The sequence below is a fragment of the Rhodococcus aetherivorans genome (genome assembly GCF_025722975.1).
Lineage (GTDB): Bacteria > Actinomycetota > Actinomycetes > Mycobacteriales > Mycobacteriaceae > Rhodococcus > Rhodococcus aetherivorans.
The window spans coordinates 1124319-1139053 of sequence record NZ_CP106982.1; the positions used below are offsets into that span (position 1 = coordinate 1124319).

The window sequence follows — 14735 nt, forward strand, 5'->3', positions numbered from 1 at the left end:
GTCCGTCGGGTGGCCGACGCGCCGGCGACCGCCTCACGTCAGGGTCGAAGTCATGACGGCAACCGAGACGACGACCCGGCCCGGGCGCATCGTGGCGCTCGACGTCGCGCGCGGCATCGCCATCCTGGGCACGCTCGGCACGAACATCTGGATCTTCACCGACCCGGCCGGCATCGTCGGCTACCTGAACATGCTCGGTTCCGAGCCGTGGCCCCAGCGGATCCTCATGCAACTCGCCCAGGGCAAGTTCCTGGGGTTGCTGACCTTGATGTTCGGGATCGGTCTGGCGATCCAGGCGGCGTCGGCGCGACGGGCGGGACGGCCGTGGCCGGGCGGGTACCGGGTGCGTGCCGCGCTGCTGTTGCTCGACGGCGCGCTGCACTACCTGCTCGTCGCCGAATTCGACATCCTCATGGGTTACGCACTGGTGTCGATGCTCGTGTGCGGTCTCGTCGTCGCGTCGGCACGGGCGCGGCTGTGGGTGGCCGTCGCCGCGTCCGCCGTGCACGTGCTGCTGCTCACCGCGCTGGTGGCGGCGATCGCGGCCGAGCCGGACTCCGGGGCGCCCACCGCCCCGGCCACCGACGTGTTCGCCACCGGCAGCTGGTGGGATCTGGTGGTGTTCCGGGCCGAGAACGTCGGCGCGTACCGGGCCGAGGTGATCTTCGTGATCCCGATGACGATCGCGATGTTCCTCGCCGGTGCCGCGCTGTACGAGGCGGGAATCTTCGATCCGGGCAGCCGGGTGCTGCGGCGGAAGCTGATGCTGCTCGGGGCGGTCGCCGCCCCGGTCGACGCGGTCGTGGGATTGTGCGGCGGTGAGGCCGGTGTGCTGGTCGCCCGCTACGGCGTGGCCCCGTTCGTCGCGGTCGGCCTGCTCGCCTGGATCGCGCAGTTCCACGCGACGCCACGGCGGGCGGGGGTGGTCGCGACCGGGCTGGAACGCATCGGCCGGACCGCGTTGAGCTGCTACGTCGCGCAGAACGTTCTCGCCTCGGCGCTGTGCTACGGCTGGGGCCTCGGGCTGGCGGCGAGAGTTGATCCGTCGCTGCGGGTGCCGTTCACCGTCGCGGTGTACCTGCTGGTGTGTGCGGTGCTGGTCGTCACGGCGAGCTGGTGGCTGCGGCGGTATCGGCAGGGGCCGGTCGAGTGGTTGTGGCGGGTCTCGTACCAGCGGCTGGTGCGCGAGCCGGCGACCCCTTCCTAGTGGGCCGAATGTCACATTTGGATCGCGGAGCGGAACGCCTGTGACATTCGGTCCGCTGGGAGCGGCTACCCACCGACGGAGCTATGCGCTAATCTGTGACTCGACCGTGATCAATCCGTTATTAAACGGACCGCTCGAACGTCGAGGACAGCAGATTGGCCCCGTACGCCCGCCACGATGGTGACAACTCCAGCGAAGCTTCCGAACCCGTGGCGCCCCGGCGTGGGGCCCACCGGCGCTCGACCCGGACCGGGCCCGCGCGCCGGTTGCTGACCATCCCCCTGGCGGTCGGCGCCGTGCTCGCGGCCGGCAGCGCCGCGGCCCAGGCGGCGCCCGGCCAACCCCGGGCCGAGGCCGCCCCCGAGCGGCAGCAGCCGACGGTCGGACTCTCGACGGCACCCCAGGTGCTGCAGCTTCCGGACGCCGGCACCGACCGGTACGTCGACCAGCTGCAGCGCGCCGCCGAGCGGGAGGCCGCGCGCCTCGCCGCGGAGGCCGCGGAGCGCCAGCGCGAGGCGGAGCGCCTCGCCCAGCAGGAGGCCGAACGCCTCGCCCAGCAGGAGGCCGAGCGGATCGCACGGGAACTCGCGAGCCGCCCGAGCGCCGTCTTCCCGACCGTCGGGGCGCTGACCTCCGGCTTCGGGCCCCGCTGGGGCACGGCGCACAACGGCATCGACATCGCCAACGCCATCGGCACGCCGATCAAGTCGGTCACCGACGGCACCGTGATCGAATCCGGTCCCGCCTCCGGCTTCGGGCTGTGGGTTCGCATCCAGCAGGACGACGGCACCATCGGCGTCTATGGGCACATCAACGAGTCGCTCGTGTCCGTCGGCCAGCAGGTGCGGGCGGGCGACGTGATCGCCACGATGGGCAACCGAGGCCAGTCCACCGGGCCGCACCTGCACTTCGAGGTGTGGCAGCCGGGCGGCGCCAAGATGGACCCGATGGCCTGGTTCGGCTCGCGCGGGATCTCGGTACCTCAGGCCTCGCGCTCCTAGTCGGGCGCCGGTACGCCGCCCCGTCGGGGGGCGCGGCGCACCGGCGTCCGGCTCACCAGATCCGCACGCGCTCCTCCTGCGCGAGATACAGCGCATCGCCGGGACGCACGTCGAACGCCTCGTAGAAGGCGTCGATGTTGCGTACCACCCCGTTGCAGCGGAACTCCGGCGGCGAGTGCGGGTCCACGGCTAGCCGGCGCAGCGCCTCCTCGTCGCGGACCTTGGTCCGCCACACCTGCGCCCAGCCGAAGAACACCCGCTGCAGGCCCGTGAGGCCGTCGATCACGGGCGCCTCGGCGCCGTCGAGTGCGATCTCGTACGCCTTCAGCGCGATGGACAGCCCGCCGAGGTCGCCGATGTTCTCGCCGATGGTGAAGCTGCCGTTGACGCGATGGCCGGCGAGCGCCTTCGGCTCGAACTCGTCGTACTGCGCGATCAGCGCCGCGGTGCGCTTGCCGAACTCGGTGCGATCGTCGTCGGTCCACCAGTTCTCGAGATTGCCGTCGCCGTCGTACTTGGCGCCCTGATCGTCGAAGCCGTGCCCGATCTCGTGGCCGATGACGGCGCCGATCCCGCCGTAGTTGGCGGCGTCGTCGGCGTGCAGGTCGAAGAACGGCGGTTGCAGGATCGCGGCAGGGAACACGATCTCGTTCATACCCGGGTTGTAGTAGGCGTTGACGGTCTGCGGCGTCATGAACCACTCGTCGCGGTCCACCGGCCCACCGAGCTTGGCCAGGTCGCGGTCGTACTCGGCGGCGTAGCCGCTGCGGTAGTTGCCGACCAGATCGCCCGCGTCGATCGTCACGGCCGAGTAGTCCCGCCACTTGTCCGGGTAGCCGATCTTGGGGGTGAACTTCTCCAGCTTGCGCAGCGCCGCCTCGCGGGTCTGCGGGCTCATCCACTCCAGATCGGCGATGCTGCGCCGGTACGCCTCCTGCAGGTTGGCGACGAGGTGCTGCATGCGGGCCTTGGCCTCGGCCGGGAAGTGCCGTTCCACATACAGCTTGCCGACGGCCTCGCCGAGCAGGTCCTGTACGAGCGCCACGCCGCGCTTCCACCGGTCGCGGATCTCCTGCGCGCCGGTCAGGGTGCGGCCGTAGAACGCGAAGTTCTCGGCGACGAGCGCCTCGGTGAGGTACGGCGCGCGGGCGTGCAGGACCCGCCAGGTGGCCCAAGCCTTCCAGTCCTCGAGGGGCGCGTCGGCCCACAGCCGCGCGAACGTGTCGAGGAAGTCCGGCTGGCGGACCACGATCTCGGCCCACTGCTCCTCGGTGGCGCCGAGCGCGTCGATCCAGCCGCGCCAGTCGAAGCCGGGCCGATCGGAGGTCAGCGCCTCGAACGTCACCAGGTTGTAGGACAGGTCGGCGTCGCGCCGCTTGACCACGTCCCAGTGCCCGGCCGCCAGCCGCGTCTCGAGGTCGAGGACCCGCTGCGGGTCGTGCCCGATGCCCGCCAGCTCGAACATGCGCCCGATGTGCGCGACGTACTGCGCCCGGATCTCGGCGTGGCCGTCCTCGCGGTAGTACGACTCGTCGGGCAGGCCGAGGCCGGACTGCGTCGTGTGCATCAGATAGCGCGACGAGTTCTTCGCGTCGGTGTCGACGTAGTGCGCGACGGCGCCGCCGACCCCGACGCGTTGCAGCCGCCCGAGCACGGCCGCGAACTCGGCCCGGTCCGCGGCGTCCGCCACGGCGGCCAGCTCGCCGGCGATCGGGCTCAGCCCCGCCGCCTCCACGGCCTCCGTGTTCAGGAAGCTCGCGTACAGGTCGCCGATGCGCTGCGCGTCGGTGCCCCGCTCGGCCGAGGACGCGGCCGCCTCCTCGATGAGGGTGCGGACGTCGACCTCGGCCTTGTCGAACAGCGTGCGGAACGCGCCGTCGAGGGCCCGGTCGGCGGGGATCTCGTGTTCGGCGAGCCAGCGCCCGTTGACGTGCTCGAACAGATCGTCCTGCGCTCGGGTGCTCTCGTCGAGGTGGGTCAGGTCGATGCCCGAGTGCCGAGCCCGGGAATGCTCCACGATGGTCATGTCGTCCATCCTTACACCCATTCTCCGCACCCGGCACGGGCCTGCGCGTGCGCGACCGGCCGTCCCGGCCCGCGACGCGTCCCGCTCGAGTTACCGTGACCGAAGCCTCACAGACACGTGGAAGCGGGGTGAGCATGTGGGTCTGATGGACCCGATCGACGCCGTTCTCATGACGGCGGAGCTGCTGGCCAACCCCATGCACGTCGCGGTGGTGCTGATCCTCGACCCGCCCGAGGATGCCGGCCCGCGGTTCGTCGACGACGCGTACCGGGACGCCCTCGGCCGGGGCGGCGAGGTGGATCCGGTGCTGCGGCGCCGGGCGCACCGGGGAGTGGACACCGGCGGGTGGTGGGCCTGGCGCGACGTGGACGACATCGACCTGAGCTACCACGTGCGGCGGGCGTCGCTGCCGCCGGGCGCCGGACGGGACGAGCTGTGGCAGCTGGTGGGCGCGTTGCATGCCGAGCCCCTCGACCGCTCCCGCCCGATGTGGGAGGCACACCTCGTCGACGGCCTTCCCGACGGCCGGTACGCGCTCTACATCAAGGTCCACCATGCGGTCCTCGACGGGATCGCGGGCCTGCGGATGATCGAGGAGTCGATGTCGCCGGACCCCGATCGTCGATCGATGTCCCCGTTCTTCGCCACCGGCGGGCGGGACCGGCCCGGGTCCGCGCACGGCGGGCTTCCCACCCCGCTCGCCCTGGCCCGCTCGGCCGTCGGGACGGTCGCCTCCGGGATGGGTCTGGTCCGTCGGACCGTCGAAGGGCAGGTCCGCTCCACGGTGCAGGGCCTGACCACCGACACCACCGTGCTGCCGTTCGCGGCGCCCCGCACCCGGCTCAACGGCCCTCTCGGAGCCGGCCGCACCTTCGCGGCCGCCGGCTGGCCGAAGGCGCGGCTGCGCGCGATCCAGCACGCGGCGGGGGTGACCGGCAACGACGTCGTCACGGCCGTTGTGGCCGGGGCGTTGCGCTCGTGGTTCGCCGAGCACGACGAACTGCCCGGTGACTCCCTGGTGGCGATCTGCCCGGTCTCGGTACGCGGGCGGGAGGACGGCGGGACGGCGGGCAATGCGTTCGGAACCGCGGTGTGCACCCTGGGCACCGACCTCGCCGATCCGGCCGACCGGCTGGGCCTGATCCACCGGTCGATGCAGGTGGCCAAGGAGCGCGTCGCGTCGCTGGGGCCGGTGCCGTCGCTGCTGGTGGCAGCTCCGAGCATCCTGCCGACCATTCTGGTCCCGATGCTCCCGTTCGACCCGAGGGTGCGGCCCGGCTACAACCTCCCGATCTCCAACGTGCCCGGCCCGCGCACCGAGCTGTACTGGAACGGCGCCCACCTCGAGGAGATCTACCCCGTGTCGATCGTGTACGACGGGATGGCTCTCAACGTCACGGTGTGCTCGTATGCCGACCGAGTCGGCTTCGGATATGTGGCCGGTGGGGAAGTAATACCGGACATCGAAGCGTTGATACCTCTGACAGAGCGGTCTCTGTCACAACTGGAGGCCGCGGTAGGAGTGGCGCCATGAGTTCCGACACCGGAGCGACCAGGCGGGTGGACGGCGAGCACCCCCGGACGGAGATGATCGTCGACCCTCGCTTCCTGCCGGTTGCCGACCGGTTCTTCAAGATGTTCCGCGACACCCGGCAGGGCGGCGGGGCGCTGGCCGCGTACCTGCACGGCGAACCGGTGCTCGACATCTGGGCGGGCTGGGCGTCCCGGGACAAGCGCTGGACCCACGACACGGTGGCGCTGTCGTTCTCCACCGGCAAGGGCGTCGCGAGCACCGTGCTGCACCGGCTCGCCGAGCGCGGGCTGGTCGACTACGACGAACCGGTCGCGGCGTACTGGCCCGAATTCGGGGCCGCCGGGAAGGAATCCATCACCGTCCGGGAACTGATGTCGCACCGCGCCGGCCTGCACCGCGCGCGCGGCCTCGTGCCGGGACGCTTCGGGCTGCTCGACTCCGACGCGGTGGCGGCCGCCCTCGCGGCAGCCGCGCCGGACCCGCGCCGGCTCGCCGGCCCCGGCTATCACGCCGTCACCTACGGCAACCTCGTCGCCGAGATCGCCATCCGGGTGACCGGCCTGTCCTTCACCGAGCTGATCGAGCAGGAGATCGCCGGCCCACTCGGTCTGCGCGAGTTCTGGTTCCACGTGCCGCAGGAAGATCGGCACCGCATCGCCCGGGTGTTCCCCCGGCTGAATCCGACCCCCGCGCCGTGGGCGGTCACCGGCACCGTGCTGTCGCGGCTGCCCGGGTTGCGCGGCGTCGCCGAAGCGGGCATGGCCGAAGGCTTCGACGAGCTGGCCCGCAGCCCCGCGGCGCACGACGCGGTGATGCCGGGGTGGAACGGGGTGTTCACCGCTCGCGCGCTGGCCCGGATGTACGGGGCCCTCGCGAACGCCGGCGAACTCGGCGGGGCGCGGCTGCTGAAGGAGGAGACCCTCGAACAGGTCCTGGAGGTGCAGACCCGTCGCCGCGACTACGTGCTCGGTATCCGCCCGAACTGGCGGCTGGGCTACCACCCGGGCTGGGTCGCCCTGCGCGAGCAACCGCTGCAGTCGATCGGCCACTTCGGCTTCGGCGGCTCCGGCGCGTTCGCCGATCCGGAAACCGGCCTGTCGATCGCCTTCGTCACCAACCGCCTCGGGAGCGTCACCCCCATCTCGGACATGCGGTTCCCGCGCCTCGGCGCCGCGGGTGTCGTCGTCGCCCGGCAGGCGGCCTGACGGCGGGCTACCTGACGGCCTGCCGAGGAGCCCGCACCCCGTGCCGACCCGGGACCTGTCAGTGGTGCACGCGGCGCCCGGTGACCGCCTCGACCACGAACAGCAGGATCACCGGCGGCTCTGTTCCGAACCACGGATGACGGTGGGAGACTGGGAAGCGCGAAACGGTTTCGTCTGTCCGAGGAGCGCGGCGATGACCACCCACCGAGAACATGCAGGCCACGAACACGCCCACGGCGAGGGCTGCGGGCACGTGGCCGTGCCACACGGCGACCACGTCGACTATGTGCACGACGGGCATCTGCACCGAGTCCACGACGGACACGTCGACGAGTGTGAACCCGCCGAGCATGTGGCCCACGAAGGACACGACCACGTCCACGGTGAAGGCTGCGGGCACGTGGCCGTCCCGCACGGGGATCACCTGGACTACATCCACGACGGGCACCGGCACGCCGCGCACGACGGGCACTACGACGACCACTGACCGGCGACCTGCGCCCACCCCTGATGCGACGGTCCGAGCCGGGGGCCGGACGAGGGTCGTCTCCGCCCACCGCTCGGCGAGTTGATCGAGCGCGGTCGGAAGCCGACACCTTCAGAGCGAACCCATGTGCACGCTCGCGTGGGCCCGCACCAGGACCGCGCCGTCCGGTGCGGTGAGGTGCGTGTCGATCGAGGCGAGTCGCCGGCCCGCACGGGTGACCTTCGCCTCGACGAGCATGTCGGGACCCGGCGCCTCGGGTGAGCGCAGGTAGTCGAGGGTCAGGTTCAGCAGTCGGTACTGCCGGCCGGCGGCGGTGAGGGTCTGGGCCGCCAGTTCGGCAACGGCGTCGGCGACGGAGACCAGCACCCCGCCCTGCACCGCCCCCATGGGATTGGCCATCCACTCCACCGGCGGCACCACCGCGGTGACGTGGCCCTTCTCGACGGTCTGCAGGCGCAGGCCGAGTAGTCCCGCGAGCGGTCCGCGGGCCACCGTGCCGGCGGCGATGCCGGAGACTACGTCGAGCCCGGGGCGGTCGGTGAGCTCCGCCGGATCCGTCCAGGGTTCGGGGGTGGGCCGGGACAGACCGGACGCGTCCGCGAACGAGTCTGCGTCGAACACGGCGGGACGATTCACGACCATGGACCGCCCCGTCAGCTGGATCACCAGATCGCCTGCGTCGTCGCGGATCTGCGCGGTGCTCAGTGCCGTGTCCTCGTCCACGTGGACGGCGCGGCCGGTACCGTGCAGATTCCCCTGGGCGGAAATCGGATTCGCGGTCGACGCGCTGAGTTGGGTGAGTACGGAACGGGTGTCGCGACCCTGGCCCCGCCACACGAGGTGCGGGGCGGCGCCGAGCACGACGTCGGTGAGCACACCGACGGACCCGACGGTGGTGCGGCCGCGGTGGTCGAGAAACCGGTTGCCGAGCGGTTGGCGGAACGCCACCGTTCGGGGCTCCCCGGCCACGGTGTCGATGCCCATGAAGGCGTTGAGGCGATCGGTTTCGGGGGCGGTGACGGTCACGGGAGGCATCCTGGGATCGGGAGGGACGGAGCGAGGGTTCGCTCGGTCACCGTACCGAGGCCGGGACCGGGGCGTCCCGCCCACCCCGGTCAGCCGAGATGCGCGTGCATCTCCCACACGAGGATCTCCGCGGCCGTGTCGGTGTGGATCCGCTGTCCGCCGGACCCGGTCAGTCGCACGGCGTCACCCTCCCGCAGGGTGCCGGCGCCCTCGAGCTCGGCCGTGCCCTGGGCGACGAACACGTGCAGGTACGGCGCATCGGGTAGGACGACCGTCCGGCCCGGCTGCAGCCGGGCGACCGACAGCCCGGCGTACCTGTTGTGGATGCGGATGGCGGCGTGGTCGCGGTGCTCGGGGATCCCGGTCGCGACGGGCACCAGTCCGCCGCGCATCAGCTCGTCGTCGATCTCGAGTTGTTCGTAGCCGGGGGTGATGCCCGACTCGTCCGGGACCACCCACATCTGGATGAAGCGCACCGGTTCGGCGTGTTCCCCGGCGTGCAGCCCCGTGACGCCGGGCAGTCGCCAGGAGTCGTTCTTCTCCGAGTGCAGGATGCCCGTCCCGGCGCTCATCCGCTGCGCCAGGCCGGGGTAGATGACGCCGGAGTGCCCGATCGAGTCCTGGTGCACGAGGCTGCCGCGCAGCACCCAGGTCACGATCTCCATGTCGCGGTGCGGATGCGTGTCGAAGCCCTGGCCCGGCAGGACGGTGTCGTCGTTGCTGACCAGCAGCAGCCCGTGGTGGGTGTTGTCCGGGTCGTAGTGGTGCCCGAAGGAGAACGAGTGCTTCGAATCGAGCCAGGAGATCTTCGTCGTCAGCCGGTCCTCGGCGCGCCGGATGTCGATGGTCGGGGCGTCGGTCATGGTGTCTCCTCGAAAGGTATCGCGGTTCAGGGTACGGAGCGGAACGGGGCGCGGACGGGCCGGGCCGCGCAGCTTTCGGATGCGCGCCCCGGTCCCGGCGCGCGTTACGGCAACTGCTCGTGTTCGGCCGGGACGGTCCCGAGCCGGCCGGCCTGGAAGTCCTCGAACGCCTGGATGATCTCGGCCTTGGTGTTCATCACGAACGGCCCGTACATCGCCACGGGCTCGCGGATCGGCCGCCCGCCGAGCAGGAACACCTCGAGCGACGCGGTGCGCGAGTCCTGGGTGGCGGCGGCGGTGAACGTGACGCTGTCACCGTTGGGTCCGAACACGGCGGTCTGTCCCGCCCGGATCGGTGCGCGCTCCGCGCCGACGGTGCCGTCCCCGGCGAGCACGTAACCGAGCGCGTTGTACTCCCGGCGCCACGGCAGGGTCACCGAGGCGCCGGGCGCGACGGTCAGGTGGGCGAGGGCGATCGGGGTGTGGGTGACGCCGGGGCCGCGCACACCGCCGATCTCGCCGGCGACGACGCGGACGAGGGCGCCGCCGTCGGGGGAGGAGGCCAGGGCCACCTGGCTGCCGGAGATGTCCTGGTATCGGGGCTGCGCCATCTTGTTGTCCCGGGGCAGGTTCACCCACAACTGCACGCCGTGGAACAGGCCGCCGCTGGCCACGACATGTTCGGGCGGGGCCTCGATGTGCAGGATGCCCGACCCCGCCGTCATCCACTGGGTGTCGCCGCCGCCGATGGTGCCGCCGCCGCCGTTGGAGTCCTTGTGCTCCAGGATCCCGTCGATCATGTAGGTGACGGTCTCGAAGCCGCGGTGCGGGTGCCACGGGGTGCCCTTGGGTTCACCGGGTGCGTACTGCACCTCGCCCATCTGGTCCATGTGGATGAACGGATCGAGGAAGCGCTGGTCGATGCCTGCGAATGCCCGGCGCACGGGGAAACCCTCACCCTCGTATCCGACGGGGGCGGTACGGACGCCGAGGACGGGACGGGCGGGGGCGTCGGGCGCGGGGGACGGGATGCGGGGCAGGGTGAGGATGTTGTCTACGGTCACCGCGGGCATGGCGGGCTCCTTCGGCATGTAGTTGACTGTTCAACTACTCTAACCGACCGGCCGGGGGATTTGTTCCTGCCGTGCGACGGGCGCGAGCCGGCCGGTCCGGAAACGGCAAACCCCCTGCCCGAGGGGAGGGGAGGGCAGGGGGTCCGCGCCGGGCGCGTGACGCCCGGCGCCACGTCCCGCCTACGGGGGGAGGGAGGTGGGACGCGGTGTCTGTGACGGCCGATCGTCTCCGTCGGCCGGATGAAGCCAGGATACATACCCGCTGGGGTATGGTCCATCGCTTCGGTGCGCTGAGCACCGGCCGCAGAGCATAGTTCCTCGCACGGCTCTGCGCCGGGATTTCGGCGATCCCGGGCGGGCGATGAGTTTCCCGCTGCCGGGTGGTCTACCTGCTCGACACCCTCACCCGAGGTACCGTCCGCCCGCTCACACGCAAGGAGTTGAAGATGTCCCGCATGCTCTTCGCCAACCTGGCCGTCAAGGATGTCGCCGCCACCCGCACGTTCTTCGACGCTCTCGGCTTCACCTTCAACGAGATGTTCTGCGACGCCAACACCGCCTGCCTCGAGATCAACGAACAGACCTACGTGATGCTCCTCGAGGAGCCGCGCTTCCGCGATTTCATCACCGGCGACATCTGCGACACCGCCACGGCCCGTGAGGTGCTCATGAGCGTGTCCGCCGAGAGCCGCGACGAGGTCGACCGGCTCGTCGACGCCGCGCTCGCCGCCGGTGGCAGCGACTGGATCACCGCCGGCTCGGAGGAGATGAAGACCGACTTCATGTACGGCCGGGCCTTCCGCGACCTCGACGGGCACGTCTGGGAGGTCATGTGGATGGACGTCGAGGCCGCGGCCGCCGCGATGGGACCCCAGGCCGAGACGTCCGTGCAGACGTAGCGGCCGGCGTCAGGGGTGCTCGGGCAGCCCGAACAGGGCGAACAGCTCGGTGTCGAAGAACACCGTCACATGCACCACCCGGTCGCCCACGACATCGAGCACCTGCAGCTGAAACGGATGGTGCTGCCCGTCCTCGCCTCTCATGTAGAGGCCGAGGGCGGGCTGCCCGTTCGCCACCGTCGGCAGCAGAACCTGGTCTCCCGGCCCGCTCGCCGGGCAATGCGTCCGGATGAGGGTCCCGATCGCCTCGGCGCCGCGGTACCAGCCCTCGAACGGCGGCATCTCCCAGACCGCCTCCTGGGTGAGCATCTCGACGATCGAATCGATGTCGTACTTCTCGAACCCCTCGACCCAGCGCCGCACCAGCGCCTGCGCCTCCGGGCTCTCCGGCTCGACCAGATTCTCCTTCGTCACCTGCGCCTGCTGCAGCTGCGCGCGGGCCCGCTGGAGCAGGCTGTTCACCGCGGCCGTCGAGGTGTCCAGCGCGGTGGCCACCTCCGTCGCCCGCCACTGCAGCACGTCCCTCAGCAGCAGCACTGCCCGCTGCCGCGCCGACAGATGCTGCAGCGCCGCCACGAACGCCAGACGGATGGACTCGCGCGAGGTCACGATCGCCGCCGGGTCCGTCGGGTCGTCCGGCCGACCGTCGTCGCCGAGGGATCCGCCGGGAATCGGCTCGAGCCACGGCACTTCCCCGCGCTCGACGAGGTCGTCGACCGGATCCGAACTCGGCGCCCCCAGCCCCGTCGGCAGCGGCCGGCGCGATCGGCCCTCCAGCGCGGTCAGGCACACGTTGGTCGCGATGCGGTGCAGCCACGTCCGCAGCGACGAGCGGCCGCCGAAGTTGGCGTAGCCGCGCCAGGCGCGCAGGTACGTCTCCTGCACGAGGTCCTCCGCGTCGTGGATCGAGCCACTCATCCGGTAACAGTGCGCCAGCAGCTCACGCCGGTACGGACCGGCGAGCGTCAGAAAGTCGTCCTGCGAATCGAGAACCTGCTCCGTCATGGTGTGCCCCCGCCTGCCCGTCGGTCCGAAGTGCAGTTACGAGCGTGAGCGTAGCCCTGGGGGCCGACAGGAAACAGGGTCTCGAACTATCTGTGCACTCCGGGTACCGTCCAGTAACTGCCCCCGGCCGACAGCCCCGCCGGCAGGCAGCAAGGACGAGGGGGACGCGTGCCCGACATCGCGCCACGACCGACAGGCCCGTACGCCGGGGGACCGCCCGCGTCGGCCCTGCACGTCGACATGCCCCCGCTCGAGCGTTTCGGTCTGCGCGAAGCCGGCCGCACGGTCGTCGTCGCCGTGGTGCTCGTCGTCAGCGTGCTGCTGAAGCTGCTGGCCTGGCCACTGCGACCCGACGGGCGCGGCCCGGCCGACGCCGCCGCCGAGGGCACCGTCGACGCATTCGAGATCCTCGGCCCCACGTTCGTCAAGCTCGGCCAGCTCATGGCGTCGTCGTCCGGTGTGTTCCCCAAGCCGCTGGCCGACGCGTGCCTGCGCTGCCTGGACGACGTCGCGCCCGTCTCCGCGGACCAGGCCCGCGCCGTGATCGAGGAAGACCTCGGGCATCCCGTCGGCGAACTGTTCGCCCGGTTCGACGACCTGCCGCTGGCCGCCGCGTCCGTCGGCCAGGTGCACGCGTGCGTGCTGCACGACGGGCGGGAGGCGGTCGTGAAGGTGCAGCGGCCCGGCATCGCCCACCGCATGCTCATCGACCTGCGTGCGGCCTACCTCGGCGCGCGCCTGCTGCAGGCCTTCGAGTTCTTCCGCATCGCGAACGCCACCGCCATCATCCGCGACCTGCACTCGTCCACGATGACCGAACTCAACAGTGCGGTCGAGGCGGACCGGCAGAGCCGGTTCCGGGAGTGCATCGGCGCGTTCGGGGACAACACGGCCGTCGCCACGCCGCAGGTGTACTGGGACTACTGCGGGCCGCGCGTGATCTGCATGGAACGCCTTCGCGGTGTGCCCATGGACCGCGTGCCCGCCGACGCCGGCATCGACACCCGCCTGCTCATCCGCCGCGGGGTGAAGGTATGGATCGAATCGGTCGTCCTGCACGGGCCGTTCCACGGCGACGTGCACGCCGGGAACCTGTGGCTGCTCGACGACGGCCGCCTCGCCTTCCTGGACTTCGGCATCGTCGGCGAGCTGCCCGAGCACTGGCGCGCCATCCTGCGCGACCTGTTCCGCGCGACCGCCATCGACGGGGACTTCGCCCGCGTGGCGCAAGGCATCCGCGCACTCGGCTACACCAGCGGACTCGATGCCGACGACGCCGAGATCGGCCGGCAGGTGGCGCAGGCCCTCGCTCCGCTCCTCGGCCGCGACCTCGGACAGCTCCGGCTCAGCGAACTCATCGTCGCGCTGATCCGGCTCGGCAAGCAATGGGGGATCGCCAGCCCGGAGGAACTGGTGCTGTTCGGCAAGCAGCTCGGCTACTTCGAGCGCTACGCCACCGCCCTCGCCCCCGGCTGGGTCATCGGCCAGGACCTGTACCTGCTGCGCAACGTCTTCCCGGAGGAGGTGGCGCGCCGCGCCGGCGAGCAGGGGCTCGAGCTACCCGCGTAGCGCGGGCGCGGGCGCGCGGGGCGCGGGGGCGAGCGAATGTATCGTTCAGCTCCTCACGTCGACAGCATGGTCCATTCGCTCGGTTCGAGCCGGGGCGGCCCGACGGGTGCGGAGTGCGCCGGGCGCGTCAGCCCACATGCGTGACGGGTATCGAAGCCCCGGTGACGGCGGCGCCGTCGTCGGAGAGCAGGAACCGGATCACGCGCGCGATCTCGGCGGGCTGCGACCACGAGCGCCGGTTCGCGTCGGGCATCGCCGCCCGGTTCGCGGGCGTGTCGATTACGACGGGCAGCAGCGCGTTGACCCGGACGCCGTCGGCGGCGTACTCGACGGCCAGGGTCTCGACCAGTGCGGTCACGGCGGCCTTCGACGCGACGTAGGCGGCGCCCCCGGCGAACGGCCGCTTCGTCGCCGCGGTCGACATGCAGACCACCGACCCACCGCTGCCCGCGAGCAGGTGCGGCAGCGCCGCGCGGGTCACGGCGTAGGCGGTGCGCACGTTGAGATCCAGCTGGGCGTCGAGGACCTCGATCGGAGTCTCGTGCACCCGCGGCCCCGAGGTGAACCCGCCCACCAGATTCACCACACCGAACAGGGGCGCGGATTCCTCGGCCGCCGCGAGCGAGACGGCCTGCCGCAGCTGCGCCTCGTCGGACAGGTCCGCCTCCACGAGATGCAGACGCGGATGGTCCGCGAGCCGGCCGAGTTCGGTACGAGCCACCCAGGGGACCACGACCCGCCAGCCGGTCTCGAGCAGATGCGTCGTGACGGCGGCACCGAGCCCGCCGGTGCCGCCGGTGACGAGCGCGGTCCGGATCGCGGTCATGGGAATCCTCTCGG

13 protein-coding genes are annotated in these 14735 nt (G+C 71.4%); 7 read left to right on the forward strand and 6 right to left on the reverse strand.

What is annotated here, in order from left to right:
* Positions 1-52 precede the first annotated feature (52 nt).
* Together OCS65_RS05285 and OCS65_RS05290 are read left to right on the forward strand one after the other, a co-directional pair.
* The gene (locus OCS65_RS05285; protein ID WP_263509071.1) at positions 53-1207 is read left to right on the forward strand and encodes a DUF418 domain-containing protein; all 1155 of its coding nucleotides are present in this window, start codon (positions 53-55) and stop codon (positions 1205-1207) included.
* A gap of 266 nt (positions 1208-1473) precedes the next feature.
* On the forward strand, positions 1474-2208 hold the full coding sequence (locus tag OCS65_RS05290; RefSeq protein ID WP_263510364.1) for a M23 family metallopeptidase: 735 nt from the start codon (positions 1474-1476) through the stop codon (positions 2206-2208).
* Between the two features lie 52 nt (positions 2209-2260).
* Here OCS65_RS05290 and OCS65_RS05295 read toward each other — a convergent pair whose 3' ends face one another.
* A complete protein-coding gene (locus tag OCS65_RS05295) occupies positions 2261-4234 on the reverse strand; it encodes a M13 family metallopeptidase (protein ID WP_065923380.1) in 1974 nt (657 codons plus the stop codon).
* Between the two features lie 136 nt (positions 4235-4370).
* On the opposite strand from OCS65_RS05295, the gene OCS65_RS05300 reads away from it, so the two are divergent.
* The 3 genes from OCS65_RS05300 (at position 4371) to OCS65_RS05310 (ending at position 7460) form a co-directional block, all read left to right on the forward strand.
* Positions 4371-5768: a WS/DGAT/MGAT family O-acyltransferase gene (locus OCS65_RS05300; protein WP_006947329.1), complete on the forward strand. Its 1398-nt coding sequence runs from the start codon at positions 4371-4373 to the stop codon at positions 5766-5768.
* A complete protein-coding gene (locus OCS65_RS05305) occupies positions 5765-6973 on the forward strand; it encodes a serine hydrolase domain-containing protein (RefSeq protein ID WP_006947337.1) in 1209 nt (402 codons plus the stop codon). The genes OCS65_RS05300 and OCS65_RS05305 overlap by 4 nt, the downstream gene beginning before the upstream one ends.
* A gap of 193 nt (positions 6974-7166) precedes the next feature.
* On the forward strand, positions 7167-7460 hold the full coding sequence (locus OCS65_RS05310) for a hypothetical protein (protein WP_037201177.1): 294 nt from the start codon (positions 7167-7169) through the stop codon (positions 7458-7460).
* Positions 7461-7571: 111 nt separating this feature from the next.
* On the opposite strand, the gene OCS65_RS05315 is transcribed toward OCS65_RS05310, so the two are convergent.
* The 3 genes from OCS65_RS05315 to OCS65_RS05325 all read right to left on the reverse strand — a co-directional run bounded on the left by OCS65_RS05315 (position 7572) and on the right by OCS65_RS05325 (position 10422).
* Positions 7572-8486, reverse strand: coding sequence for a PaaI family thioesterase (locus OCS65_RS05315; RefSeq protein WP_203329866.1), 915 nt, complete (start codon positions 8484-8486; stop codon positions 7572-7574).
* Positions 8487-8575: 89 nt separating this feature from the next.
* On the reverse strand, positions 8576-9349 hold the full coding sequence (locus OCS65_RS05320) for a pirin family protein (protein WP_006947341.1): 774 nt from the start codon (positions 9347-9349) through the stop codon (positions 8576-8578).
* A 104-nt stretch (positions 9350-9453) separates the two neighbouring features.
* On the reverse strand, positions 9454-10422 hold the full coding sequence (locus OCS65_RS05325) for a pirin family protein (RefSeq protein ID WP_006947342.1): 969 nt from the start codon (positions 10420-10422) through the stop codon (positions 9454-9456).
* Positions 10423-10868: 446 nt separating this feature from the next.
* Between OCS65_RS05325 and OCS65_RS05330 the strand changes: the two genes are divergently transcribed.
* On the forward strand, positions 10869-11321 hold the full coding sequence (locus OCS65_RS05330; RefSeq protein ID WP_029546253.1) for a VOC family protein: 453 nt from the start codon (positions 10869-10871) through the stop codon (positions 11319-11321).
* Between the two features lie 9 nt (positions 11322-11330).
* Here the strand turns inward: OCS65_RS05330 and OCS65_RS05335 are convergent, their stop codons facing one another.
* Positions 11331-12326: a sigma-70 family RNA polymerase sigma factor gene (locus OCS65_RS05335; RefSeq protein WP_006947344.1), complete on the reverse strand. Its 996-nt coding sequence runs from the start codon at positions 12324-12326 to the stop codon at positions 11331-11333.
* 168 nt (positions 12327-12494) lie between these two features.
* Between OCS65_RS05335 and OCS65_RS05340 the strand changes: the two genes are divergently transcribed.
* Positions 12495-13895, forward strand: a complete 1401-nt coding sequence (locus OCS65_RS05340) for an ABC1 kinase family protein (protein WP_263509077.1) — start codon at positions 12495-12497, stop codon at positions 13893-13895.
* A gap of 127 nt (positions 13896-14022) precedes the next feature.
* Here the strand turns inward: OCS65_RS05340 and OCS65_RS05345 are convergent, their stop codons facing one another.
* The gene (locus tag OCS65_RS05345; protein WP_029546250.1) at positions 14023-14721 is read right to left on the reverse strand and encodes an SDR family NAD(P)-dependent oxidoreductase; all 699 of its coding nucleotides are present in this window, start codon (positions 14719-14721) and stop codon (positions 14023-14025) included.
* Positions 14722-14735: the final 14 nt, after the last annotated feature.

Bases quoted from the DNA above. Each gene is read 5' to 3' on its own strand.
- OCS65_RS05285 (WP_263509071.1), top strand. From the start codon at position 53: ATGACGGCAACCGAGACGACGACCCGGCCCGGGCGCATCGTGGCGCTC.
- OCS65_RS05295 (WP_065923380.1), bottom strand. From the start codon at position 4,234: ATGACCATCGTGGAGCATTCCCGGGCTCGGCACTCGGGCATCGACCTG.
- OCS65_RS05305 (WP_006947337.1), top strand. From the start codon at position 5,765: ATGAGTTCCGACACCGGAGCGACCAGGCGGGTGGACGGCGAGCACCCC.
- OCS65_RS05310 (WP_037201177.1), top strand. From the start codon at position 7,167: ATGACCACCCACCGAGAACATGCAGGCCACGAACACGCCCACGGCGAG.
- OCS65_RS05320 (WP_006947341.1), bottom strand. From the start codon at position 9,349: ATGACCGACGCCCCGACCATCGACATCCGGCGCGCCGAGGACCGGCTG.
- OCS65_RS05325 (WP_006947342.1), bottom strand. From the start codon at position 10,422: ATGCCCGCGGTGACCGTAGACAACATCCTCACCCTGCCCCGCATCCCG.
- OCS65_RS05330 (WP_029546253.1), top strand. From the start codon at position 10,869: ATGTCCCGCATGCTCTTCGCCAACCTGGCCGTCAAGGATGTCGCCGCC.
- OCS65_RS05335 (WP_006947344.1), bottom strand. From the start codon at position 12,326: ATGACGGAGCAGGTTCTCGATTCGCAGGACGACTTTCTGACGCTCGCC.
- OCS65_RS05345 (WP_029546250.1), bottom strand. From the start codon at position 14,721: ATGACCGCGATCCGGACCGCGCTCGTCACCGGCGGCACCGGCGGGCTC.